Source organism: Prodigiosinella aquatilis (genome assembly GCA_030388725.1).
Lineage (GTDB): Bacteria > Pseudomonadota > Gammaproteobacteria > Enterobacterales > Enterobacteriaceae > Prodigiosinella > Prodigiosinella aquatilis.
In genome coordinates this window covers 2,682,379-2,706,721 of sequence record CP128857.1, presented here as the reverse complement: position 1 = coordinate 2,706,721, position 24,343 = coordinate 2,682,379, and the positions used below count along the sequence as shown (strand labels likewise).

The window sequence follows — 24,343 nt, the reverse complement described above, 5'->3', positions numbered from 1 at the left end:
GGCAACCGTGTTGGAGGAGGCAGTAATGTATTACGGTTTCGACATGGGTGGCACTAAAATAGAGATGGGCGTGTTTGATGCCAATTTACGACGTCTATGGCAACGACGGGTGCCAACCCCACGAGACAGTTATGAAGAGCTGTTGCAGACGGTTATCACGCTGACGAAAGAAGCTGATGCTGAGATAGGCAGCCCCGGCAAGGTCGGCATTGGTGTGCCCGGTATTCAGGCTGGCGGGAACGGCGCGTTATTTATTGCCAATCTACCTGCCGCCATGGGGCGCTCGTTACAGGCTGACTTGAGCCAACGACTGCAGCGTGATGTTAGAATCAGTAATGATGCCAACTGTTTTGTCCTCTCTGAAGCCTGGGATGAAGCGTTCCGGCGTTATCCGGTGGTGCTGGGTATTATTCTTGGCACGGGGATGGGGGGCGGACTGGTAATTAATGGCAGATTAGTTAATGGTTATAACGGTATCACGGGTGAGTTTGGTCATTTCCGCCTGCCGTGTGATGCGCTGGATGTTCTTGGCGTTGACATCCCGCGTCAGCCCTGCGGTTGCGGGCAGACCGGATGCATAGAGAATTATATCTCTGGCCGTGGTTTTGAGTGGCTATACGCGCATTTTTACCGGCAACCGCTGTCAGCTCCGGTGATTATCCAGAATTATCGCAACGGTGAGACCCAGGCGATATCGCATGTGGCGCGCTTCATGAGTCTACTGGCTGTTTGTCTGGGTAACTTATTGACTATCTTCGATCCACATTTGCTGGTGTTGGGTGGTGGATTATCCAATTTTGACGAGATTTACCGGCAATTGCCGGAGCAGCTTCCTTCCCACCTGATGCCGATAGCACGTTTGCCACGGATTGAAAAGGCGCGCTACGGCGATGCCGGTGGGGTTCGCGGAGCAGCCTTGCTACACATAGTGGGGGAATAATGAAGGAGCTTTTATGCATGCGCGTAAGCGATTAAACCGTTTTCATCAAGGGAAACGTATGCGCCAACAGCGTTTGCGTGCCCGTATTTTCCATATTGATTATCTGGCGAGTAATGATGTGAAAAAACCACGTGTTGTCGTGCTCACCGGCGCTGGGATCTCTGCTGAGTCAGGTATCCGCACTTTTCGCGCAGTGGATGGCCTATGGGAGAACCACCGGGTTGAGGATGTGGCGACACCGGAAGGTTTTCAGCGTGATCCGCAACAGGTTCAGGAGTTTTATAATGAACGCCGGCGTCAGTTACAACAGCCGGAGGTGATGCCTAATGCGGCTCATCTGGCGTTGGCTAATCTGGAAGCCATGCTGGGTGATAACTTCCTGTTGGTGACGCAGAATATTGATAACCTGCATGAACGCGCTGGTAGTAAGCGGGTGATCCATATGCATGGTGAACTGCTTAAGGTGCGTTGCAGTCAAAGTGGTCAGGTTTTCGACTGGCCGGGTGATTTATCCGTCGAGGAGCGTTGCCACTGTTGCCAATTTCCAGCACCACTACGCCCGCATGTGGTCTGGTTTGGCGAGATGCCGCTGGAAATGGACCATATCTATCACGCGTTGGCGAAGGCTGACTATTTCGTTGCTATTGGCACGTCCGGACATGTTTATCCGGCAGCTGGCTTTGTGCATGAAGCCCACTCTCACGGTGCTTATACCATTGAAATAAATCTGGAACCCAGTCAGGTAGAAAGTCAGTTTGATGAGAAGATTTATGGTCCGGCCAGTCAGATAGTGCCGGAATTTGTCGGTGCCTGGCTCAGCCGGCGTAAGCGTATTGTATTCTGAGCCATCTCTATCTGCTCAAAATGGAACCCGAGGTTTTATGCTGGTCAGTGATGGCCTGTCGATAACCCGGGTTCCTTGTTTATATCCCGGTCCAGTAACAGAAAACAACATCGCGAGCCTTAACATCTCAGTGTTCGCTTTTGTCCGGTTGCTCAGGTAACTGCCGACATTCACAGGTCTGGTCAAAAGGAAGGTTACCCGCGTGATTGTAGAAGCAGAATTCACATTCTCCACAGTCTGGCGTTTTCTTTACTATTGATGGCTTCGGCCGCATTTTTCCCCGCAGGCGGCGGAAAGTTTGAATCAGAAATGTCAGCATAATGCGGCCTCACTGACTTTAGTCATCATGCCCGAATAAGAGATCCACTGATGGAGTCTCTCCCATACCAATAAGGGTAGCCGATATTTCAGGATGTCTACTGCATCCGCTATCAAATCAGGACAACAAGCGCCATTTTGAGGGCTGAAAGGAAAAAACTCCGCCTAATTGATGATGCAATATAGATGAGTTGCATGCCATTATCTTGATTCATATGTAGATATACGCATGATTACGGTAATACTCCTAATTTTTAGGGCCATAATAAATTATGCACTCCGCTGGCAGGTGTTATACCCAACTGAAACAGCAGCAACAGATTCGTGCTCGCTGGCAGATAGCCGGGCTGTTGTTGTTCATGTTGGTTGTGTTGATGGTGAGTTTGTGTGCGGGTGACCGGTGGATCTGGCCATTGCACTGGCTTGATGATGGGCAATCATTGTTTGTCTGGCAACTGCGGTTACCCCGCACGCTGGCCGTGATGCTCGTGGGCGCTAGTCTGGCGATGAGCGGTACGGTGATGCAGGCCATTTTTGACAATCCACTGGCGGAGCCCGGATTGCTGGGTGTTTCTAACGGTGCTGGCGTGGCGTTAGTGCTAGCTGTGTTACTGGGGCAAGGTCAGTTACCCGTCTGGATGCTTAGTCTGTGTGCGATAGCCGGCGCACTGCTGGTGACGTTTTTGTTGCTGAATTTTGCCAGAAAGCGGGTATCCAACGCTCGTTTGCTGTTGATCGGGGTGGCGCTGGGGATCATTTGCAGCGCCATCATGACCTGGGCGGTTTATTTCAGTACCAGCCTGGATTTGCGCCAGCTCATGTATTGGATGATGGGCGGGTTCAGCGGCATTGACTGGCGTTATGGCTGGTTGATGCTGGTGCTGGTACCGCCGATCATCTGGCTGGCGAGACGTGGTATGGTGTTGAATCAATTGGCATTGGGAGAGATTCAGGCCAGGCAGCTGGGTGTGTCTGTATATCGCTGGCGTAATGTTATGGTTCTGGTGATCGGTGCCCTGGTAGGACTCAGTGTCGCGTTGGCGGGGGTGATTGGGTTTATTGGTCTGGTGATTCCGCATATTTTGCGCTTGTGTGGTCTGACGGATCAGCGTTATTTATTGACCGGATGTGCATTGGCTGGCGGGAGTGTTCTGATGTTGTCGGACACGCTATCCCGGGTTGTGCTCATCTCCGCTGAACTGCCAGTTGGGGTTGTGACGGCAACGCTCGGCGCACCGTGGTTTATCTGGTTGTTATTACGCAACAAGGCGTGATGGTTTTCAGCCCGTCAGTTAGAAACATTGGTTTAATAATACACCGGTATTAGCAATACACCGGTTCAACAATAAACAGGAATAGACAATGAGCAACGATTTATATTCGATCCCCCTGCGAACTATTGATGGTCGTGAGACGACGCTGGCAGATTGGCAAAACAGCGTGATTCTGGTGGTGAATGTGGCTTCCCAGTGTGGGTTGACGAAACAGTATGAAGGACTGGAAGCGTTGTATGAAACCTATAAAGCCCGCGGATTTGCGGTGCTAGGTTTCCCTTCCAATGAATTCGCCGGGCAGGAGCCAGGCAACGACGAAGAGATTCAGACGTTCTGTCGTGGCACTTTCGGTGTGCAATTTCCGATGTTCAGCAAGATTGAAGTCAATGGTATGGGACGTCATCCGTTATACCGTTTACTGATTCAGGCTCAGCTACAGGCTCTCCGGCCAGATGGCAGTGAATTTTACGAACGACGTATAAGTCAGGGACAGGGGCCAGCGCATGCCGAGGATATTTTATGGAATTTCGAAAAATTTCTGATTAATCGACAAGGACAGGTCATTCAGCGTTTTTCTCCGGATATGACCCCGGACGATACCATGATCGTCGATGCCATCACTCGGGCACTGGCAGAGTAACCATGTCAGTCACACCGTTGTTGCGGCTGGAACAAGCCGGTGTCAGGCAACGTTTGTTGCCGGTGGATGCGGAATGCCACACAAGTGAATTGCTGCACATCATCGGTCCGAATGGCGCAGGGAAGAGTACCTTACTGGCGTTGATGGCCGGATTAATTGAAGGATGCGGCGAAGTGGTACTGGCAGACAAACCGCTGTCACACTGGTCTGGTCGCGATTTGGCACTGCTGCGTGCCTATTTGCCGCAACAGCATCCGCCAGTTGCGCTGATGCCGGTTTTTCAGTATCTCTGGCTGCATCAGCCGCCATTGAACAACATTGCCGAGATCGATGATGTGGTACAGATGCTGGCCGAACGATTGATGTTGGCAGATAAGCTACAGCGTTCACTAACACAGCTTTCCGGTGGTGAATGGCAGCGGGTGCGGCTGGCTGCGGTACTGTTGCAGGTTTGGCCGTCGGTTAATACCTCGGCGCGATTATTGCTGCTGGATGAACCAGACACCAGTCTGGATATCGCCCAGCGGGTGGTGTTGGATGAGCTTTTGTCTGAACTGTGTTGCGCCGGTATTGGTGTGGTGGTGTCTACCCATGATTTGAATCATAGCCTCCATCACGCTGATCGTATCTGGTTGATGGCTGATGGAAAGCTGGTCGCACAAGGGAAAACCGAAAAGGTCATGCAGCCGGAGACATTGTCACCGGTTTTTGGTGTCATCTTCCAGCAACATAGTGTTGACGGACATCACTGGATGATTACCCGCAGTGCCTGACTCAGGAAGTCTTATGCGTATAAAGGCGATAAAAAAACATCTGTTTCTTTGCCATTACGAACGCTAATAAATTGATATAGTTAACTATGGTTATAGCAGGCGATTTGTTCTGGCACCTAGTGCAGGCAAACCTTACGACTATTTGACAGACATGAGAGTAGACGCATGATCCTGATCCGCTGGAGATATTGTCTATTAGTGGCAAGTTTAGCGCTGGTGGGCTGTAGCAGCCATGTGTCGCAACAGAGCGCGCGTTTGAGTAATTCAGCGGAAGTCGTGATTCAACTGGATGATCAGTTGTCGCAATGGCAGGGAACGCCTTACCAGTATGGCGGTCTGGATCACCGAGGTATTGATTGCTCTGGTTTTGTTTATCTGACATTTCGTGATCGTTTTGGCCTGATATTACCGCGTTCCACCGAGGGGCAAACCGAGATCGGTACGCCAGTTGATCGTGATGATCTGCTTCCTGGCGATCTGATTTTTTTCAAAACCGGTAGTAGCGGTAGCGGGCTGCATGTAGGCATTTATGACACTGATGCTCAATTTATTCACGCTTCTACCAGCAGAGGCGTAATACGTTCTTCTCTCGATAATGTGTACTGGCAACGGGCTTACTGGCAGGCACGTCGTATTTGATTGTGGTTATGGTCGGTTATTTTTCTGCATGGAGTGGTTATGTCGTCGTTGCGTTTATTGCTTTCTACGTCGTTTGATCCCTGGTTTAACCTGGCGGTGGAAGAGTGTATTTTCAGGCAAATGCCATCAACGCAACGGGTCCTGTTTCTATGGCGTAATGCGGAAACGGTAGTGATTGGTCGGGCACAGAATCCGTGGAAAGAGTGCAATACCCGACGTATGGCAGAAGATGGGGTCAAACTGGCGCGGCGCAGCAGTGGTGGTGGGGCGGTTTTTCATGATTTAGGGAATACCTGTTTTACCTTTATGGCGGGCAAACCTGAATATGACAAGCGTGTGTCTACCCACATTATTTTGGATGCGCTGGTCATGCTGGGAATCGAAGCTACGGCATCCGGGCGCAATGACCTGGTGGTGCCAACGGCTGAGGGGATTCGGAAAATTTCTGGTTCGGCTTATCGTGAAACTCGTGATCGAGGTTTTCATCATGGGACGCTATTGTTAAATGCCAATCTTTCCCGTCTGGCCGATTATCTCAATCCCGACGTAAAGAAACTGCAAGCAAAAGGTATTGCTTCTGTTCGTTCTCGCATTGTTAATTTGGTGGAATTGTTACCAGATATCACTCACGAAAATGTTTGTCAGGCAATTACGGAAGCTTTTTTTCGTTACCATCAAGTTCGTTGTGAGCCGGAGTTGATCTCCCCGGCGGCATTACCCGATCTCCCAGGGTTGGAAGCGCAATTCATAAAGCAAAGTCGTTGGGAATGGAATTTCGGTCAAGCCCCGGATTTTACCCATTCGCTGGATACCCGTTTCCCGTGGGGCGGGGTGGAGCTGCATTTTGACATCGAGCGGGGTGTCATTAGCCGCTGTCAACTTTTTACCGACAGCCTTAATCCTGAACCACTGGAAACACTGGCCGATAGATTAAAGGGGAAGGCATATCGTCCTGATGAACTAACAAAAATCGGTAGACAAATGGAATTACAATACCCGCAGCATCAGAGTGAAGTTGTTCAGTTAATTGACTGGCTAAGTGAAAGTATTCGTTAAGAAATAGAAATGGTTATAGGCATTTTGTCAGATAATCGAAAAAAAAAATTGTGTTATTTTAAAATTGAACTATAAATTATTAGTGATTTTTTTTTTTTCGTAAAATGGGTATTCGCCGAAGAAGGAGCAAGGTTATTAATAATGTCTTTTCGCCTTTAATACGGCAGGCGATGGAACGATATCTTTTTCTAAAAGAATGATATGGTTAATAATCTTTAAATTTATATAGGAGTGGTTTTAGCGAATCGGACTAGGCTTAATGTTAATTAAGTCTGCCTGTGTTGACAGGTTTCACTTAACTTTTGGCTATGACACTATGCGTATCCGGCTTGAGATTGATTATATCAGCAAGTATCTTTTTTCTCCTATTTATAGCTTAGCGTCAAAATTATACGCAGTAGAAATGATAGGTCGTTTTCATAGCGTATCGGGTAACCTGGCTATACCACAGGAGATCCTGATGGGAATGCTGAACTGGAAGCAGAAAGAAGCACTGTTAACAGAACAGTTGTCGATTATTAAAAGTAAATCAGATTGGTTTAAGGATAATCAAATTCTTTTACTATTAAAAATAGACTATGGTCTGTCGGAATTTCTGTCCGGAAATGAGCAGATCAGGAATGAATTACAAGCGCTTTCATTTGTACAACTTGAAATTAATGAGACTTTCCCTAACTTATCTCAGGGTAAAGAGAGTCGGAGTATCTCTGAATTAAGCGCATCCTTTGATTTGTGGTTGGATAATTTTGGTTCAGGTCAAAGCAATTTGAAACCACTTTATGATGGGCTGATGCATAATGTGAAATTGAATCCTAATTTCGTCTGGAAATTATTATCCCGTCCGGTTTCTGTTTCTATGATGAATCCTTTATTGCATGTTATGAAAAAACATTGCCACTCATTAACTGTGGTTGCCAAAGGCATTGATAATACAGATTATCTGGAAAAGGCTTACAGCCTGGATATTAATGCGGTACAGGGTAACTTGTGGCCCGCCGTACCATTGGAGCAACTGGAGAATCAGCTACTGCCTTCCGTTTGCTATGGGTAGTTGCGGGTTGCCTTATTTCATTTGCACCATAGTATTTATGGCAATATCCCTATTGTTAATCAGTGTTAATTTCCCCCGCGTAGTTTTACACTCTCGGTAATAACCATATGACTCAGTTGATGAACTGAGATACCTGGAGTGATCATGGTGTGAAGTATCTATGATGTAAGGAACACCTCACACTATGTTTCCCCTATCATCAACGTGTGTAAACCGTTTTACGGTCAGGGGAAATTATGCCGAATCACCCTCAGTTCAATAACCATTATCATCGCCAATTACCCGGGTTTTATACTGAATTGACACCAACGCCTCTGCGGGGCGCCCGCTTGATTTATCACAGTGAAGCACTGGCTAATGAGCTTGGTTTGTCTCCCGAATGGTTCTGTGGAGAAAACAGTAAGGTCTGGTGCGGAGAACATCAGCTACCGGGAATGATGCCGTTGGCCCAGGTCTACAGTGGTCACCAATTCGGTGCCTGGGCAGGGCAACTGGGTGATGGTCGTGGTATTTTACTGGGTGAACAGCAGCTCGACGATGGCCGTTGCCTTGACTGGCATTTGAAAGGTGCTGGCCTGACGCCTTATTCTCGTATGGGCGATGGCCGAGCAGTGTTGCGCTCGGTGGTACGGGAGTTTCTCGCTTCAGAGTCCTTGCATTATTTGGGGATACCCACAACGCGTGCATTGACGATTGTTACCAGTGATCAGCTTGTCCAGCGCGAGCAGGAAGAACAAGGTGGAATGTTATTGCGGGTGGCAGAAAGTCACGTGCGTTTCGGTCATTTTGAACATTTCTATTATCAACGTGAGCCGGAAAAAGTACGGCAGTTGGTTGATTATGTGATAAGCCGCCACTGGCCACTGTGGCAACAGGAAAATGATCGTTACCAACTGTGGTTTACTGATGTGGTAGAACGTACGGCGCGGCTTATTGCTCAGTGGCAGACGGTGGGATTCGCGCATGGTGTTATGAATACCGATAATATGTCGATCCTCGGTATTACTATTGACTATGGGCCCTATGGGTTCATGGATGAATATAACCCTGGTTATGTCTGTAATCATTCAGATTACCAAGGACGTTATGCATTTGATAACCAACCGGCTGTTGCATTGTGGAATCTGCATCGTTTGGCTCAGTCACTATCAGAACTGATACCGGTTGAAACGCTACAGCGAGCTCTCGAACGTTATGAGCCCGTTTTAATGCAGGCTTTTGGGGAACGGATGCGGGCAAAGCTTGGCTTGTTCACCGCGCAGGCGGAAGATAATGACATTCTGGTAGGGTTACTGCGGTTAATGCAGCGGGAAAAGGCAGACTACACCCGAACATTCCGACTGTTATCGGCAACGGAACAGCAAAGTGTTCAATCTCCATTACGGGATGAATTTATCGACCGGCCTGTTTTTGATCAATGGTTTAATACATACCGGAGACGTCTGATGATAGAAGATTATGACGATAGCCACCGACAACAGGTAATGATGTCTGTTAATCCTAAGTATGTTCTGCGAAATTATCTGGCGCAGCAGGCTATTGAACGTGCGCAACAGGATGATGTCAGCGTTTTGGCACGATTACACCAGGCATTGAGTCACCCTTATCAGGAACAGCCGGAAATGAACGATCTGGCGGCGTTACCCCCAGAGTGGGGTAAACATCTTGCCATATCCTGTTCCAGCTAAAAGGTAGCTGGCTGTTACTCTTTTTCCTGGATGATAGAGAAGTTCCTGCATATCGCTAATGTTAAAAACACGCTATTGTGTGATGGTTATTTATGACACAAATGAATAGCCATCTATCAGGCTCGACATTTATTTGTCTCCCGTTTCTTATGATGGCATCGTGAAACGCTATCGGATAATCAGTGAATAGGGACTCAGTATTAAATAAGTCTGTCAACTATAAAGCAAAATACATTTTCTGTTTATATACTAGCGAGTAAGGCAGGGGGCGTTTCTTCAAATGCGTGGGTGACCAGCCATATCCGCTTTATGCGATGAAAATATTGTCACCATCAACGTGGACACTTTTTGCGATATTGGAAGTTGGTTATTTTATTTCTATGGGTAGCAAGGTTTGTCCTGGAAAGTATGGTGGGTAATGAACAGGGGATATGGGATGTTGTTGACGAGGCAGAAAACGCAGAGGCTGTTTTGTAGTGCTATTGGCGCGTTATTGTTGGGAAGTGTGTTTTATCCATTTATAGTTCAAGCGGTATCACCGACTACGACCATCGGGAGAACCGCGATATCAGTCGATATTTCTTCGCAGGCAAGGCGGATGGCGTTAATGTCAGCACTTCCGGCGAATATTTCACCTCACTATTTGTCTGAATTGACAACGCTTTATACCCGTCACGCTATGCAACCTATGTGGTCTGATCATCGAGCGGTTCGAGAGTTTCAGCAGCAATTGGCCGAAGTCGCTCTTTCCGGTGTACAACCGCAATTTACTACTTGGGTTAGATGGCTGACCGATGCCAGGCTCACCGGGTTTGCACGTGATGTTGTCCTTTCCGATGCCATGTTGGGATACATGCAGTTTGTGTCTGGCGTTGAAAAAAAAGGTAATGACTGGCTTTACAGTAAGGTTTCTTATCCGTTGGCAATGCCGCCGGCAGTAATGATAAATCAGTGGCAGCAGGCTATCTCGGCAGGCAGCGAGGCCGTTTATATTGCCACATTAATACCGCATCACTCGCAATACGCTAAAATGCATCAGGCATTGAAAAATATGTTATTGGATAATCGCCCGTGGCCGAAACTGGTCCTGTCGGGTACATTGCGACCTGGCGATTACAGTACTGATTTGCCCGCGCTGCGAGAAATATTACAGCGTACCGGGATGTTGACCTCTGTAACATCCTCAATATCGCACGACGAGTCCTCTTCCAACGTTCAGCCGTCCGTTAATGTTTATGATGGAGAATTGGTTGAGGCAGTGAAGCGTTTTCAGCAGTGGCAAGGGTTGCAAGAGGATGGTGTGATTGGTAGACGTACACGTGACTGGCTTAACGTTTCATCCCAGATGCGAGCAAGGCTGTTGGCACTAAATATTCAACGTTTGCGTCTGGTCCCGGATAATGTCAACACGGGTATCATGGTGAATATCCCCAATTATTCTCTCATCTATTATCATAATGGAGCTGAAGTTCTGTCGTCACGGGTGATTGTCGGGCAGCCGAAGCGGAAAACGCCGCAGATGAGCAGTTTGCTAAATGATGTGGTGATGAATCCACCGTGGAATGTTCCGACAAAGCTAGTGCGCCAAGATATTATTCCCAAAGTGATTCAGGACCCGGGCTATCTGCAACGCCATGATTATGTCGTACTTTCTGACTGGGGACGAGACGCCCAGATCATCGATCCAAGCATGATCGACTGGCCGTTGGTGTCGGCAATGAATTTTCCCTATCGGCTGCGCCAATCCCCAGGGGCGAAGAATTCCCTGGGACGCTATAAGTTTAATATGCCGAATTCAGATGCGATTTATCTGCATGATACACCGAATCATAACCTGTTCCAGAAGGATATTCGGGCGCTGAGTTCAGGCTGTGTCCGGATCAATAAAGCCTCTGAACTGGCTGTCCTGCTGTTACAGGATGCCGGTTGGAATAATGCCAGAATCTCTTCAACACTTGATCGGGGGAACACCATCTACGTCCCGATCCGTCAACGCATACCGGTTAATCTCTATTATTTGACCGCCTGGGTAGCCGATAATGGTAAGCCTCAATTTCGTACAGATATTTACAATTATGATGGCATGGTGAGAAGCAATGCTCAGGCCTTGCCAAACGTCGGGTCATTCTTGCAATAACTAGCGGTAATATCAGATATTGCCCGTTTTTTACGGCTATGGCGGTGAGCGATAAATCATTAGGATCCTCGGCAACCTCTCATGTAAAGCAGGTTGACTCACTTTTCATCGGCAGTTAAGGTTCGGATGGCGCATTTTTTGTACCATTACACCGATTTTTTTTTAGCCATTTTTAGCCAGGGTAATACTGCTTTATGGAACATATTGACAATCATCGTCGTAAATGGCTGGCACTTGGGAGTGCGGCGTTGGGATTAGCCCTGCTTCCAGGTCGGTCTTTTGCCTCCTTTTCTACGTCCAGACCCCGCATTCTGATGTTGAATAACCTTCATACGGGTGAACATCTTAAAGTCGAGTTTTTTGACGGACACCGGTACAATAAAGAAGAGTTGTCACGCTTAAACCATTTCTTTCGCGATTATCGGGCGAATAAGGTGAAAACCATCGATCCCAACCTGTTCGATCAACTATATCGGTTACAGGTTATGTTGGGTACCAATAAACCAGTACAGCTTATCTCCGGTTATCGTACTTATCGTACTAATGAGAATTTACGATCTCACAGTCGAGGGGTTGCTAAGCACAGTTATCACACACAAGGTAAAGCGATGGATTTCCATATTGAAGGTGTGCAATTGGCTACTATTCACAAAGCTGCTCTGAAAATGCGTGCTGGCGGTGTAGGGTATTACCCGAAAAGTAATTTTGTGCACATTGATACCGGAGCGGTTCGTACCTGGTAAAGCATAATAACTACATGACATGGGTGGATATAGCATGTCATGGGATAGTGGGGTAAAAACGGAACTGTATGAAATACCAGATTATTCCTGTTACGGCGTTTAGCCAGAATTGCACTTTATTGTGGTGTGAAGAAACCAAAGAAGCCGCTATTGTTGATCCCGGTGGTGAGAAGGAAAAAATAGCGCAAGCCGTAACACGGGCTGGCGTTACCGTTAAGCAGATTCTCTTGACGCATGGGCATCTCGATCATGTTGGCGCGGCTGCATCATTGGCTGAGCATTATCAGGTACCTATTTTAGGCCCACAACGTGAAGATGCGTTCTGGCTGAATGGGTTGCCAGCGCAAAGCCGCATGTTTGGGCTGGAAGACTGTCCGGCATTAACACCTTCCCGTTGGCTTGACGAAGGTGATTCGGTGACAGTAGGGACGATTTTGTTATCGGTATTGCATTGTCCCGGCCATACACCAGGGCATATCGTCTTTTTCGACGCAGCATCGCGATTGGCATTGGTTGGTGATGTGATTTTCAGCGGTGGTGTCGGACGTAGCGATTTTCCTCAGGGTGACCATGAGGTATTGATTGCCTCTATCCGTAATAAACTTTTCCCATTGGGTGATGATGTCGCTTTTATCCCGGGACATGGCCCAATGTCGACGTTTGGTGAAGAGCGGAAAACTAACCCGTTTGTCCGTAATGATACTACGTTCGGTTAATCTGCAATTAGTCGTTACCAAGATAGATCAGATAAGATCATTATTGCCAGAGTGAAGGCTAATCATCAAAACGATATGGTCGTAGCAGGATTTGCCTCCAAACGCTGAACACATTAACTACCTGTCTTATCAGCATTAATATCATTTTAGCTGTCACAACAAACCCGCTAGTTGTCACGATAGCGGGTTTGTTGCGCTGATATCAGAGTACAGCAACAATGGCTTCACACAACGGAGACATATTCTCCGGTGTCATCCCAGCAACGTTGATACGGCCAGAATTCACGGCATATACGCCAAATTCACTGCGCAGACGTAGTACCTGGTCTTTATTAAGCCCGCTGAAAGAGAACATCCCATTTTGCTTGATAATAAAGGAAAAGTCTTGTTGCGCGCCTTTTTCCTGCAGGGTGCTAACAAACAGTTGGCGCATCCGCTGAATGCGTTCTCGCATGGCGGTCAGCTCCTGCTCCCAGATGGCGCGCAGCACGTCATTTGACAGAATGGTTGCTACGATTGCGGCACCGTGAGCTGGTGGGTTGGAATAGTTGGCGCGAATAGTGGCTTTTACTTGACTGAACGCAGTGTCGGCTGTGGCAGAATCAGCAGCAACAAACGTACAGGCACCGACACGTTCATTATACAGGCCAAAATTCTTGGAGTATGAACTGGCAATAATCAGTTCTTGATGTTTGGCCGCAAAAGCACGCAAACCTTGTGCATCCTCATTCAGACCTTTTGCAAAACCCTGATAGGCAAAATCAAACAGCGGTAACCAGCCTTTCTCTAATGCTAAATTGGCTAATGTAGCCCACTGTTCCGGGGTAGGGTCGATGCCGGTGGGATTATGGCAGCAGCCATGGAACAACACCACATCGCCAGCCTGAGCTGCATTCAGGCTGCTGAGCATGCCTTCAAAGTCAAGTGTGTGATGGGCTGCATCATAGTAGGTGTAATCACAGACCTCCAGACCTGCGGCTGAAAAGACATTTTTATGGTTAGGCCAGCTAGGATTACTTACCCAGATACGCTTGGCACTGGTTTTGTTGGCGATGAAGTCAGCGGCTACTCGTAAACCACCCGTGCCGCCTGGAGTTTGCGCGGTGCGTGCGCGTTTATTGGCTATAATGTCGCTCTGTTCACCGAATAACAATGCCTGCGTGCAACGGGCAAACTCAGGCAGGCCATCAATACCCAGATAGTTTTTGGTGGTTTCGTTTTCCAGTAAAAACTGTTCTGCTTTTTTAACACTGGTCAGAACCGGCGTTTTACCGGTTTCGTCTTTATAAACACCAATACCCAGATTGATTTTATGTGGACGCTCATCAGCGCGGAAAAGATCGGTCAAGCCAAGAATTGGGTCGGCGGGTGCAGCAGAGATATTCTCAAACATTGCGAGATAGTTCCATAACAGAATAAGGAAGAAATAGCAGGTTACCGCTAGCTTATGGCTTTGCCAACCGTTTGCATCAAAAGAAATGGAAATAATCACCATGGCAGGGAAGGCAAAATAAAAGCCTGAGTGAGAGGAAAAGATCAGCAGCTAAAAAACAAAAAGACAAGGCAGTTAGGCCTTGTCTTTGTTTGAGATGATTTTACGGAAGTGAAATCAACTTAGAACTGATAAACCATACCAACAGCTACAGTGTCATCGGTACCTTTACCATACTTATCGTCAGCAGTTTTAATCAAGTTGATGTCATATTCAGTATAAACAGACATGTTCTTGTTAAAGGCGTAAGTAGCACCCAGGCTGACATATTTGGTGATATAAGCGCTGGTTTTGGTTGCGCTGGTGTCATTATCAGCTTTGGCAGAAACATAACCCAGAGACGGTGTTAAACCGAAGTCAAAGTTATACTGAGCAACCGCTTCAAATACTTTGGTTTTGTCAGCATAAGCAGTGCCTGTTGACGTTGAACCAATATAAGTCAGGTTATGGTATTCACCGTAAGTAGCCGCTAAATAAATACTATTTGCATCATATTTCAGACCAGTCGCCCATGCCTCGGCCTTGGCACCTTCGCCGCCAGCTTTCTGAGCACTAGTACGATTATAAGTGGCATAAGAACCGATTACCGCAATTCCGATTGGCGAAGTGTAAGAAGTTGAAAAACCATAACCATCGCCATTTTGTTTTTTGAGCTTACGAGAGCCTTCGTTTTTACCCAGGTACTGCATACCGAAGTCCCAGCCATCAACCAGGCCGAAGAAGTTCTTGTTACGGTAGGTTGCAACACCGCTGGTACGATTGGTCAGATTATCGGTGTAGCCGGAGTCGCCACCGAATTCAGGCAGAACGTCAGTATAAGAGATACCGTCGTGAGCGATGCCCCGGTTACGACCGTAGTCGAAAGAGCCAAAATCAGCAAATTTCAAACCGGCATAAGCATAACGGGTTTTACCAGCACTACCGTTGGTCGTTTCTGGATTGCTGGCATCGAATTGATATTCGAAGCGGCCATAACCAGTCAGTTGATCATTAATCTGCGTTTCGCCTTTAAAACCCAGACGAGCGTAGCTGTGGTCACCGTCAGAGTTCTGGCTATTATTTTTTGCAAAATAATGCAAGCCATCGAGTTTGCCATACAGGTCCAACTTGTTGCCGTCTTTATTATAGATCTCAGCAGCGTGTGCTGTGCTTGCCATCAGTAATGCCGGGATGATTACGGCCAGAATATTACGCTTCATCATTATCAATACCCTCATTGTGTTATATGGCACCTGTTCGTTTACAGATAATGCTTAAGGAACTTCTGCAAGACGCCGGTGTCGTTCTGTGTTCGCAGGCAGTGTTCCATCCACAATGCGGGGGGATCTACAATTAAAATGATACTAAATGATTGTTATTGAAACAGATTGTATTTGTATATTTCTAAATATTTTACATTTCTTTATTTTTACCGATTTATGAATTTTTTAATAAACTATTTGTTATTTTTTACATACTTCTCATGAAGTAAAGCGGCATTTTATATACTTAAGATAGTTTAATGATTTATAAAAAACCATTATATTCATGATGTTGAAATATTTTTCCACTATTTTTGTCACAATTAGTATGTAAGATTGTCGAAAGTAATAAAAGTGTGACTTTCCTTGTTCTTTTACATTGTGCGTAAACTTTAAGACCGAGACCGAGACCGAGACCGAGACCGAGACCGAGACCGAGACCGAGACCGAGACCGAGACCGAGACCGAGACCGAGACCGAGACCGAGACCGAGACCGAGACCGAGACCGAGACCGAGACCGAGACCGAGACCGAGACCGAGACCGAGACCGAGACCGAGACCGAGACCGAGACCGAGACCGAGACCGAGACCGAGACCGAGACCGAGACCGAGACCGAGACCGAGACCGAGACCGAGACCGAGACCGAGACCGAGACCGAGACCGAGACCGAGACCGAGACCGAGACCGAGACCGAGACCGAGACCGAGACCGAGACCGAGACCGAGACCGAGACCGAGACCGAGACCGAGACCGAGACCGAGACCGAGACCGAGACCGAGACCGAGAGTACAAGCTGTGCTTTGTTAACGCGGCTATGACAAGGTTTTCAGTCAGGTAAGTATTTTGTGTACTGAAGAACTAAAGATGTGTGTTTGAAGACGTGCGGAGCAAGAAGCAAGAAGCAAGAAGCAAGAAGCAAGGAGCAAGGAGCAAGGAGCAAGGAGCAAGGAGCAAGGAGCAAGGAGCAAGGAGCAAGGAGCAAGGAGCAAGGAGCAAGGAGCAAGGAGCAAGGAGCAAGGAGCAAGGAGCAAGGAGTAGAACAGGCATTGGATGCAAGATGGGGGGCAAGGGAAATGGGCAAAAAATAGAGAACGCCAGTCAGCAGGGCCAACTGGCGTTAAAATTACCCAATCAGACTGATATCACCATCAGCTGATAGATAATTAGAACTGATAAACCACACCAACAGCTACAGTATCATCGGTACCTTTACCATACTTATCGTCAGCCGTTTTAATCAAGTTGATGTCATATTCAGTATAGACAGACATGTTCTTGTTAAAGGCATAAGTAGCGCCAAGGCTGACATATTTGGTGATATAAGCGCTGGTTTTGGTTGCGCTGGTGTCATCATCAGCTTTGGCGGAAACATAACCCAGAGACGGTGTTAAACCGAAGTCAAAGTTATACTGAGCAACCGCTTCAAATACTTTGGTTTTGTCAGCATAAGCAGTGCCCGTTGCCGTTGAACCAATATAAGTCAGGTTATGGTATTCACCGTAAGTAGCCGCTACATAAATACTATTTGCATCATATTTCAGACCAGTCGCCCATGCATCGGCCTTGGCACCTTCGCCGCCAGCTTTCTGAGCACTAGTACGATCATAAGCGGCATAAGAACCGATTACAGCAATGCCGATTGGCGAAGTGTAAGAAGTTGAAAAACCGTAACCATCGCCATTTTGTTTTTTGAGTTCACGAGAGCCTTCGTTTTTGCCCAGGTACTGCATACCGAAGTCCCAGCCATCAACCAGGCCGAAGAAGTTTTTGTTACGGTAAGTTGCAACACCGCTAGAACGACCGGTCAGGTTATCGGTGTAGGAGGAGTCGCCACCGAATTCAGGCAGAACGTCAGTATAAGAGATACCATCGTGAGCGATGCCTTGGTTACGACCGTAGTCGAAAGAACCAAAATCAGCGAATTTCAAACCGGCATAACCATAACGGGTGTGACCAGCACTACCGTTGGTAGTTTCTGGCTCACTGGCGCTGAACTCATATTCGAAATGACCATAACCGGTCAGTTGATCAGTGATCTGCGTTTCGCCGTTAAAACCCAGACGAGCGTAGCTGTGGTCACCGTCAGAATTCTGGCTATTATCTTTTGCAAAATAATGCAAGCCATCGAGTTTGCCGTACAGGTCCAACTTGTTACCGTCTTTGTTATACACTTCAGCTGCATTTGCTGCGCCAGCAGCTAACAGAGCCGGGATTACCACTGCAAGAATATTGCGCTTCATCATTATTACCCTCATTGGTGTTATACAGACACCTATTGCAACCATTGAAAATTCCGTGTGGAACTTTTTCCAGAAGCTTGGTGTCTTCCTGTGTCTGCACGCAGTTTTCCATTCACCAGTCCGTTAATCTACCGCGAAAATGATACTAACTGCCTAACTGAGTAACAAATGGAAACTATGTGTTTCAAAATGTAAAAACCACGGAACTTTTGTCGACTGCGTCACAAATAAAAACGGAGGTTCGGATTTACCGACCCTCCATTTTCTAGTTATTTGTTTTACTTATAGTAATTTTTTACTTAGAAGCTGGCATTGCGTGGTGAGCGTGGGAAAGGGATAACATCACGTATATTTTGCACGCCGGTAACATAAGCGATCAGTCGTTCAAAACCGAGACCAAACCCTGAGTGAGGAACGGTACCGTAACGACGCAGATCGCGATACCACCAATAGTCTTCTTTTTTGAGTCCCATTGCTTCCAACCGGATATCCAGCTGTTCCAGTCGTTCTTCACGTTGGGAACCACCGATAATTTCGCCAATACCGGGGGCCAGGACGTCCATGGCGGCAACAGTTTTACCGTCGGTGTTCATCCGCATATAGAAAGCTTTGATGTCTTTGGGATAATTTTTCACGACGACGGGCGCTTTGAAATGTTTTTCCGCCAGAAAACGTTCATGCTCAGATGAAAGGTCAACGCCCCAGTAAACTGGGTTTTCAAACGTCTGACCACAGTTTTGCAGAATAGTGACGGCATCAGTGTAATCCACCTGAGCAAAGTCCGAATGGACAAAGCCTTCAAGCCGACTGATGGCTTCTTTGTCGACACGTTCGGCAAAGAACTTCATATCATCAGCACGTTCTTCCAGCACGGCGTTGAAGACGTACTTAAGCAGATCCTCCGCCAGTTTGGCGATATCGTCCAGTGTCGCAAAGGCCACTTCTGGTTCAATCATCCAGAATTCAGCCAGATGACGGCTGGTATTGGAGTTTTCCGCCCGGAAAGTGGGGCCGAAAGTGTAGACTTTGGATAGGGCACACGCGTACGTTTCGCCGTTGAGTTGACCGGATACCGTGAGGAATGCTTCCTTGCCGAAGAAGTCTTCGCTGAAATCCACTTTACCTTGTTCAGTCCGCGGTAGATTTTCCAGATCAAGTGTGGATACCCGGAACATCTCACCGGCACCCTCGGTATCAGAAGCGGTAATCAACGGTGTTGATACCCAGTAATAACCGTTTTCGTGAAAGAACCGGTGAATAGCCTGAGCCAGTGTGTGCCGTACACGAGCGACAGCGCCAATCAGGTTGGTACGTGGGCGTAAATGCGCGACCTCACGCAAGTATTCAATGCTGTGGCGCTTGGCCGCCATCGGATAGGTGTCCGGGTCATCAACCCACCCAATAACATTGATATTTGTGGCCTGCAATTCAAAGCTCTGCCCTTCACCCGGTGAAGCAACTACGCGACCAGTCACTTCCACGGAGCAACCGGTGGTCAGGCGTAGGACGTCGCTCTGGTAATTAGGGAGATTATTATTGACAACAGCCTGTAGTGAATCAAAGCAGGAACCGTCATAGACGGCAACAAAGGAAATACCGGCTTTAGAGTCTCTCCGGGTACGTACCCAGCCGCGCACGGTGACTTCGCTGTCAACGGCGACACGGCCTTGCAGTACGTCGACTACAGGCACTACGCTCATAACATTCTCTCTTTAATTAAAATTTGTTTGGAAACAGTGAGTGACCCAGATAAAAGGGCGCTTCGCTATGTTACTTGTCGCCTGTCAGGACACAAGCAGAAATCACCGGAATGCAATAAGTTTTGTGCAATTCCGGCGCTGCTGGATTAAACATTAGCCAATACGATGACAGATCAACAGATTTCAGGAAGCTTTTTTGACCAATGGCAAGTCAAATGCTTTACGTAGGGCGCTGACAAACGCTGGATCCCGACAGATGGTTTTACCAGGGCTGTCAGACAGTTTAGCGACGGGTTTACCGTTACACTCCACCAGTTTAATCACAATATTCAACGGAGTTACGCCGGGAATATCACAGGTGAGGTGGGTTCCGATACCAAAAATCAAATTGATGCGCTGCCAGAAGTGGCAGTAAATTTTTAGCGCTTTATCAAGATTCAGACTGTCAGAAAACACCAGTGTTTTAGTCAGTGGGTCGATACCCAATCGTTGATAATGGGCAATCGCTTTTTCTCCCCAGTCGATTGGATCACCAGAATCATGACGCAATCCCTGATAACGTTGGGCAAAAGTGCCATCAAAATCTCGCAGGAATGCATCCATGGTAATGCAATCGGTCAGCGCAATGCCTAGCTGGTTGGGGTATTCCTGAAGCCAGGCTTGCAGTGCTGCACGCTGGCTATTTTCCAGCGTTGGGCTAATTTGCTGATGTGCCTGGAACCATTCATGGGCCTGTGTGCCGACGGGGTTCAGTGCTAGCCGACGTGCCAAATCATAATTGCTGGTACCAATCAGATAAGGAAATTCTGCCTGCAGAGTAGTTACTATCTGTTGCTGTATCTTGCGGGAGAAGCGACGGCGGGTACCGAAGTCCATCAGCTTGAAATGGCTAAGATCGATATCTGCACTGCGGGCACGAAAATGCGCCAGGGTATGATGTAACTGCTTGAGTGCGGCATCAACAGTAACAGCCGGTGAACGGAGACGATGAACCACTTCACTGATCACTGCTAATAGCGGCACTTCCCAGAGAATCACTTCACGCCAGGGGCCGGTAATACGGATATCTAATTTGCCGTGATGGTTTTTTACACGGATCTGTTGTGGATTAAAACGAAAGGTTTTCAGCCAATTTAGGTAGTCGGATTTGAAAAATGGCAGAGAGGAAAGATAGTTGAATTCTTCCTCGCTTAGCGCCAGTTGGCTCATCAACTCAACTTGAGCGATGATTTCATCTGCATAGACCCCCAGTAACTCATCGCCACGGCAGCGAAACTCAGCCGTCACATCCACATCAAAATAGTGGTGATATACCGCCTGCTGCATATGTAGTTTATAAGCATCGGTATCAAGCAATGAGGTCAATATCGGGGAAGTGTGTAAAGTCATAATGCGTTACAGCATCCTCGTTAGACGCGTATTTACCGTCATGATAATCATCAGTTCCAGAAAGACCTTGATCATCCATTTACTATTTAATGGCGCTATCACATCATAATGGGGGCTTTAACGCGAGATTCAAATGTGCGATTGTGACAAAAAAGTGTCTGATTTTATGTTATATTTAACATTAGTGATTGAAATTAAATGTTTTTTATACTAAACAAAAATTAAGAAAAGTTCACCGAATACGATGAATACACTCGGGCATCGTGTTGGATCATATTCTGGCAGAGACTTTCCGTTAACAAGACGAAGCCTTGTTTGAGTATCGGAATTGCACATAAAACAGATGGATAGTGAAAGTATACGGTGCAGGTAAAGCATCGCACTATACAACAATCTATTGCGCCTGCTGCTCCGGTACTTGTTTACTGTTGTTTACCCCGGTTGACTGAGTCGGTCTGGCACAGGCACTGATGCCTTGCCAGCGGATATCAGCACATGGCGGTTGATGATGAACGCATCTGATGCCTCAAGCAGGTCGGAAACCGGACATACCCGTCATTATTACTGCATGTCATAAGGTAAAGATTTATGAGCCAACAACCACAAGTAAAACACCGGCATGATTATCGTGCGCCGGACTATACCATCACTGATATCGCACTGGATTTCGATCTACATCCGGAAAAGACACGGGTGATTGCCGTCAGTCAGGTGGTGTCACAGGGTAAAAAAGGGGTGCCATTAACACTGAATGGTGAAGGGTTGCAACTGGTTAGTGTCCATGTCAATGATCAGCAGTGGTCTGATTACCGTTTGCTGGATAACGGCCTGGAACTGAGCCAGCTACCAGAAAATTTCACCCTGCGGATTGAAACTGAAATTGCTCCTGCAGCCAACAGTGCGCTGGAAGGGCTGTATCAGTCCGGGGAGGCATTGTGTACACAGTGCGAAGCGGAAGGTTTCCGTCATATCACTTACTACCTCGATCGCCCGGATGTGCTGGCTCGCTTTACTACTCGCATCAGTGCTGATAAGACACGCTATCCTTATTTGCTTTCTAATGGTAACCGTATCGCACAGGGTGATCTGGATAATGGTCGTCACTGGATCGAGTGGCAGGATCCGTTCCCGAAACCGTGCTACCTGTTTGCCTTGGTCGCGGGTGACTTCGATGTCCTACGGGATCGATTCATTACCCGTTCAGGAAAATCAGTGGCGCTGGAACTGTATGTTGATCGCGGCAACCTTGATCGTGCTGGTTGGGCCATGACCTCACTGCAAAATGCCATGAAATGGGATGAAACCCGGTTCGGCCTGGAGTATGACCTCGATATTTATATGATTGTGGCGGTAGATTTCTTCAATATGGGCGCGATGGAGAATAAAGGACTTAACATCTTCAACTCCAAATATGTATTGGCAAAGGCGGAAACGGCTACCGACAAGGATTATCTCAATATTGAAGCGGTGATTGGTCACGAATATTTCCATAACTGGACGGGTAACCGCGTTACCTGTAGGGACTGGTTCCAGCTCAGTCTGAAAGAAGGGCTGACGGTGTTTCGCGATCAGGAGTTCAGTTCCGATCGGGGTTCACGCGCGACCAACCGTATTGATAATGTACGGGTGATGCGAGGCGCTCAGTTTGCCGAAGACGCCAGCCCAATGTCCCATCCAATTCGTCCGGACCAGGTGATTGAAATGAATAATTTCTATACCCTGACGGTGTATGAAAAAGGGGCTGAAGTGATCCGAATGATGCATACATTGCTCGGTGAGGCGAATTTTCAGGCTGGTATGCAACTTTACTTCGAGCGGCACGATGGTAGCGCAGCGACCTGTGATGATTTTGTACAGGCGATGGAAGATGCTTCGAATGTTGATCTTTCCCAGTTCCGTCGTTGGTACAGTCAGTCGGGAACGCCGATTCTGACTATTCGGGATGAATATGATGCTGGCAGTGAAAAATATCAGTTGCATGTCAGCCAGATGACGCCAGTCGGTGTGGATAAACAACCCAAGCTGCCGTTGCATATTCCGCTGGATATTGAGCTGTACAGCCCGGCAGGGCAGGTTATTCCCCTATTGCAAAACGGACAGCCAGTGGCTTCGGTGCTGAATGTAACACAGTCGGAGCAGACATTTGTCTTTGATGGTGTGTCCAGTCAGCCGTTCCCTTCTTTATTAAGAGAGTTTTCTGCACCGGTAAAACTGAACTATGCCTGGCGCGATGAGCAACTGACATTCTTGATGCGTCACGCCAACAATGCATTTTCCCGCTGGGATGCGGCACAAAGTCTGCTGACCAACTACATTCGCCTGAATGTGGCTCGCTATCAGCAACATCAGGCGCTTTCCCTGCCGATGCATGTGGTTGACGCTTTCCGGGGGTTTTGCTGGATGACAAACTGGATCCGATGCTGGCATCGCAGATCCTGACACTGCCCAGTGAAAACGAAATGGCTGAGTTGTTTGACATTATTGATCCAGAAGCGATTGCCGCCGTTCGTCATGCCATGATTCAGGCGTTGGCGCAGGAAATGGCAGATGAGTGCCTGGCCGTGTACCGGGCTAACAATATGCCAGAATACCGTGTAGAACAGGCGGATATGGGCAAACGGGCATTGCGTAATGTGTGTCTGCACTATCTGGCGTTTACGGATCGAGCACAAGCAGATCACCTGGTTACGGCTCAATTTGAGCAGGCGGACAATATGACAGACTCGCTGGCGTCGTTGTCTGCAGCGGTAACCGCTCAATTGCCAGGGCAAGGGGCGTTGCTGGCGGCGTTTGATGAACGTTGGCACCAGGATGGCCTGGTGATGGATAAGTGGTTCACACTGCAAGCAACCAGTCCGGATGCAGATGTCTTGAGTCGAGTGCGTGAATTACTCAATCATCGTTCATTCAGCTTGAATAACCCGAATCGGTTACGTTCGCTGGTCGGCTCCTTCTGTTCCGGCAATCCATCGGCTTTTCATGCGGCTGATGGTAGTGGTTATCGTTTCCTGACGGAGATGGTGTCTGATCTCAACACCCGTAACCCACAAGTGGCGTCGCGCCTAATCGAGCCATTAATCCGGTTGAAACGTTATGACGTTTCTCGTCAGGCATTGATGCGTCAGGCACTGGAAGAGTTAAAAGCGCTGAAGAATCTGTCTGGGGATCTGTTCGAGAAAATTAACAAGGCACTGGAAGCGTAAGCATTATCTTACATGACCGAAATAGTGTGTAGAACCACCGCCGATGGCGGTGGTTCTTTGCTTTGGGTTGCACGAGTAATGTTTGCGACATTGGTATTGTGGTAACACTGTATTCATTGCTAGAGATTGGCTTATTTCTGAAACGATCTATTATGGAATTTAAAGTCAAAAATAGCATAAGGAAGGGGATGTCCTCCTGGAAAAGGAAAACGGTTGCGTTGTTTCGATCCTTTTTGCCTCAGGTCAATTCCCTTTCC

18 protein-coding genes and 1 pseudogene are annotated in these 24,343 nt (G+C 47.6%); 14 read left to right on the top strand and 5 right to left on the bottom strand.

Features of this window, described 5'->3' with window-relative positions:
* Positions 1-25 precede the first annotated feature (25 nt).
* The 12 genes from nagK (at position 26) to PCO85_12510 (ending at position 12,819) form a co-directional block, all read left to right on the top strand.
* Positions 26-940, top strand: a complete 915-nt coding sequence (gene nagK / locus PCO85_12565) for an N-acetylglucosamine kinase (GenBank protein ID WJV52089.1) — start codon at positions 26-28, stop codon at positions 938-940.
* Positions 941-953: 13 nt separating this feature from the next.
* Complete coding sequence (cobB, locus tag PCO85_12560; protein WJV52088.1) at positions 954-1,784, top strand: NAD-dependent protein deacylase; 831 nt, start codon at positions 954-956, stop codon at positions 1,782-1,784.
* Positions 1,785-2,374: 590 nt separating this feature from the next.
* Positions 2,375-3,376, top strand: a complete 1,002-nt coding sequence (gene btuC, locus PCO85_12555; protein WJV52087.1) for a vitamin B12 ABC transporter permease BtuC — start codon at positions 2,375-2,377, stop codon at positions 3,374-3,376.
* Positions 3,377-3,464: 88 nt separating this feature from the next.
* Complete coding sequence (locus tag PCO85_12550) at positions 3,465-4,016, top strand: glutathione peroxidase (GenBank protein ID WJV52086.1); 552 nt, start codon at positions 3,465-3,467, stop codon at positions 4,014-4,016.
* A gap of 2 nt (positions 4,017-4,018) precedes the next feature.
* Positions 4,019-4,789, top strand: coding sequence for a vitamin B12 ABC transporter ATP-binding protein BtuD (btuD, locus tag PCO85_12545; GenBank protein WJV52085.1), 771 nt, complete (start codon positions 4,019-4,021; stop codon positions 4,787-4,789).
* Between the two features lie 165 nt (positions 4,790-4,954).
* Positions 4,955-5,428 (top strand): NlpC/P60 family protein, encoded by a 474-nt coding sequence (locus tag PCO85_12540; protein WJV52084.1) that lies wholly within the window; start codon positions 4,955-4,957, stop codon positions 5,426-5,428.
* Between the two features lie 39 nt (positions 5,429-5,467).
* Positions 5,468-6,484 (top strand): lipoate--protein ligase, encoded by a 1,017-nt coding sequence (locus PCO85_12535; GenBank protein ID WJV52083.1) that lies wholly within the window; start codon positions 5,468-5,470, stop codon positions 6,482-6,484.
* A 259-nt stretch (positions 6,485-6,743) separates the two neighbouring features.
* Positions 6,744-7,535: an EAL domain-containing protein gene (locus PCO85_12530; GenBank protein WJV52082.1), complete on the top strand. Its 792-nt coding sequence runs from the start codon at positions 6,744-6,746 to the stop codon at positions 7,533-7,535.
* A gap of 236 nt (positions 7,536-7,771) precedes the next feature.
* Positions 7,772-9,223 (top strand): YdiU family protein, encoded by a 1,452-nt coding sequence (locus PCO85_12525; protein ID WJV52081.1) that lies wholly within the window; start codon positions 7,772-7,774, stop codon positions 9,221-9,223.
* 436 nt (positions 9,224-9,659) lie between these two features.
* Positions 9,660-11,360 carry a L,D-transpeptidase gene (gene ldtD, locus PCO85_12520; GenBank protein WJV52080.1) on the top strand — a complete coding sequence of 567 codons (1,701 nt, stop codon included), beginning with the start codon at positions 9,660-9,662 and terminating at the stop codon, positions 11,358-11,360.
* A 194-nt stretch (positions 11,361-11,554) separates the two neighbouring features.
* Entirely contained in the window at positions 11,555-12,103 is a 549-nt protein-coding gene (locus tag PCO85_12515) for a YcbK family protein (GenBank protein WJV52079.1), read from the top strand.
* A 68-nt stretch (positions 12,104-12,171) separates the two neighbouring features.
* Complete coding sequence (locus PCO85_12510; GenBank protein ID WJV52078.1) at positions 12,172-12,819, top strand: MBL fold metallo-hydrolase; 648 nt, start codon at positions 12,172-12,174, stop codon at positions 12,817-12,819.
* 202 nt (positions 12,820-13,021) lie between these two features.
* Here PCO85_12510 and PCO85_12505 read toward each other — a convergent pair whose 3' ends face one another.
* Positions 13,022-14,212: an amino acid aminotransferase gene (locus tag PCO85_12505; GenBank protein WJV52077.1), complete on the bottom strand. Its 1,191-nt coding sequence runs from the start codon at positions 14,210-14,212 to the stop codon at positions 13,022-13,024.
* A gap of 221 nt (positions 14,213-14,433) precedes the next feature.
* A complete protein-coding gene (locus tag PCO85_12500; protein ID WJV52076.1) occupies positions 14,434-15,513 on the bottom strand; it encodes a porin in 1,080 nt (359 codons plus the stop codon).
* Positions 15,514-15,931: 418 nt separating this feature from the next.
* Here PCO85_12500 and PCO85_12495 point away from each other — a divergent pair, with 418 nt between their 5' ends.
* Positions 15,932-16,372, top strand: a complete 441-nt coding sequence (locus PCO85_12495; protein WJV52075.1) for a hypothetical protein — start codon at positions 15,932-15,934, stop codon at positions 16,370-16,372.
* 345 nt (positions 16,373-16,717) lie between these two features.
* Here PCO85_12495 and PCO85_12490 read toward each other — a convergent pair whose 3' ends face one another.
* From PCO85_12490 to pncB, 3 genes are all read right to left on the bottom strand, one after another.
* Positions 16,718-17,797: a porin gene (locus PCO85_12490; protein WJV52074.1), complete on the bottom strand. Its 1,080-nt coding sequence runs from the start codon at positions 17,795-17,797 to the stop codon at positions 16,718-16,720.
* 296 nt (positions 17,798-18,093) lie between these two features.
* Positions 18,094-19,494, bottom strand: coding sequence for an asparagine--tRNA ligase (gene asnS, locus PCO85_12485; protein WJV52073.1), 1,401 nt, complete (start codon positions 19,492-19,494; stop codon positions 18,094-18,096).
* A gap of 183 nt (positions 19,495-19,677) precedes the next feature.
* The gene (pncB, locus tag PCO85_12480) at positions 19,678-20,883 is read right to left on the bottom strand and encodes a nicotinate phosphoribosyltransferase (GenBank protein WJV52072.1); all 1,206 of its coding nucleotides are present in this window, start codon (positions 20,881-20,883) and stop codon (positions 19,678-19,680) included.
* A 588-nt stretch (positions 20,884-21,471) separates the two neighbouring features.
* Between pncB and pepN the strand changes: the two are divergent.
* Positions 21,472-24,086: pseudogene (pepN, locus tag PCO85_12475) on the top strand (aminopeptidase N).
* Positions 24,087-24,343 lie beyond the last annotated feature (257 nt).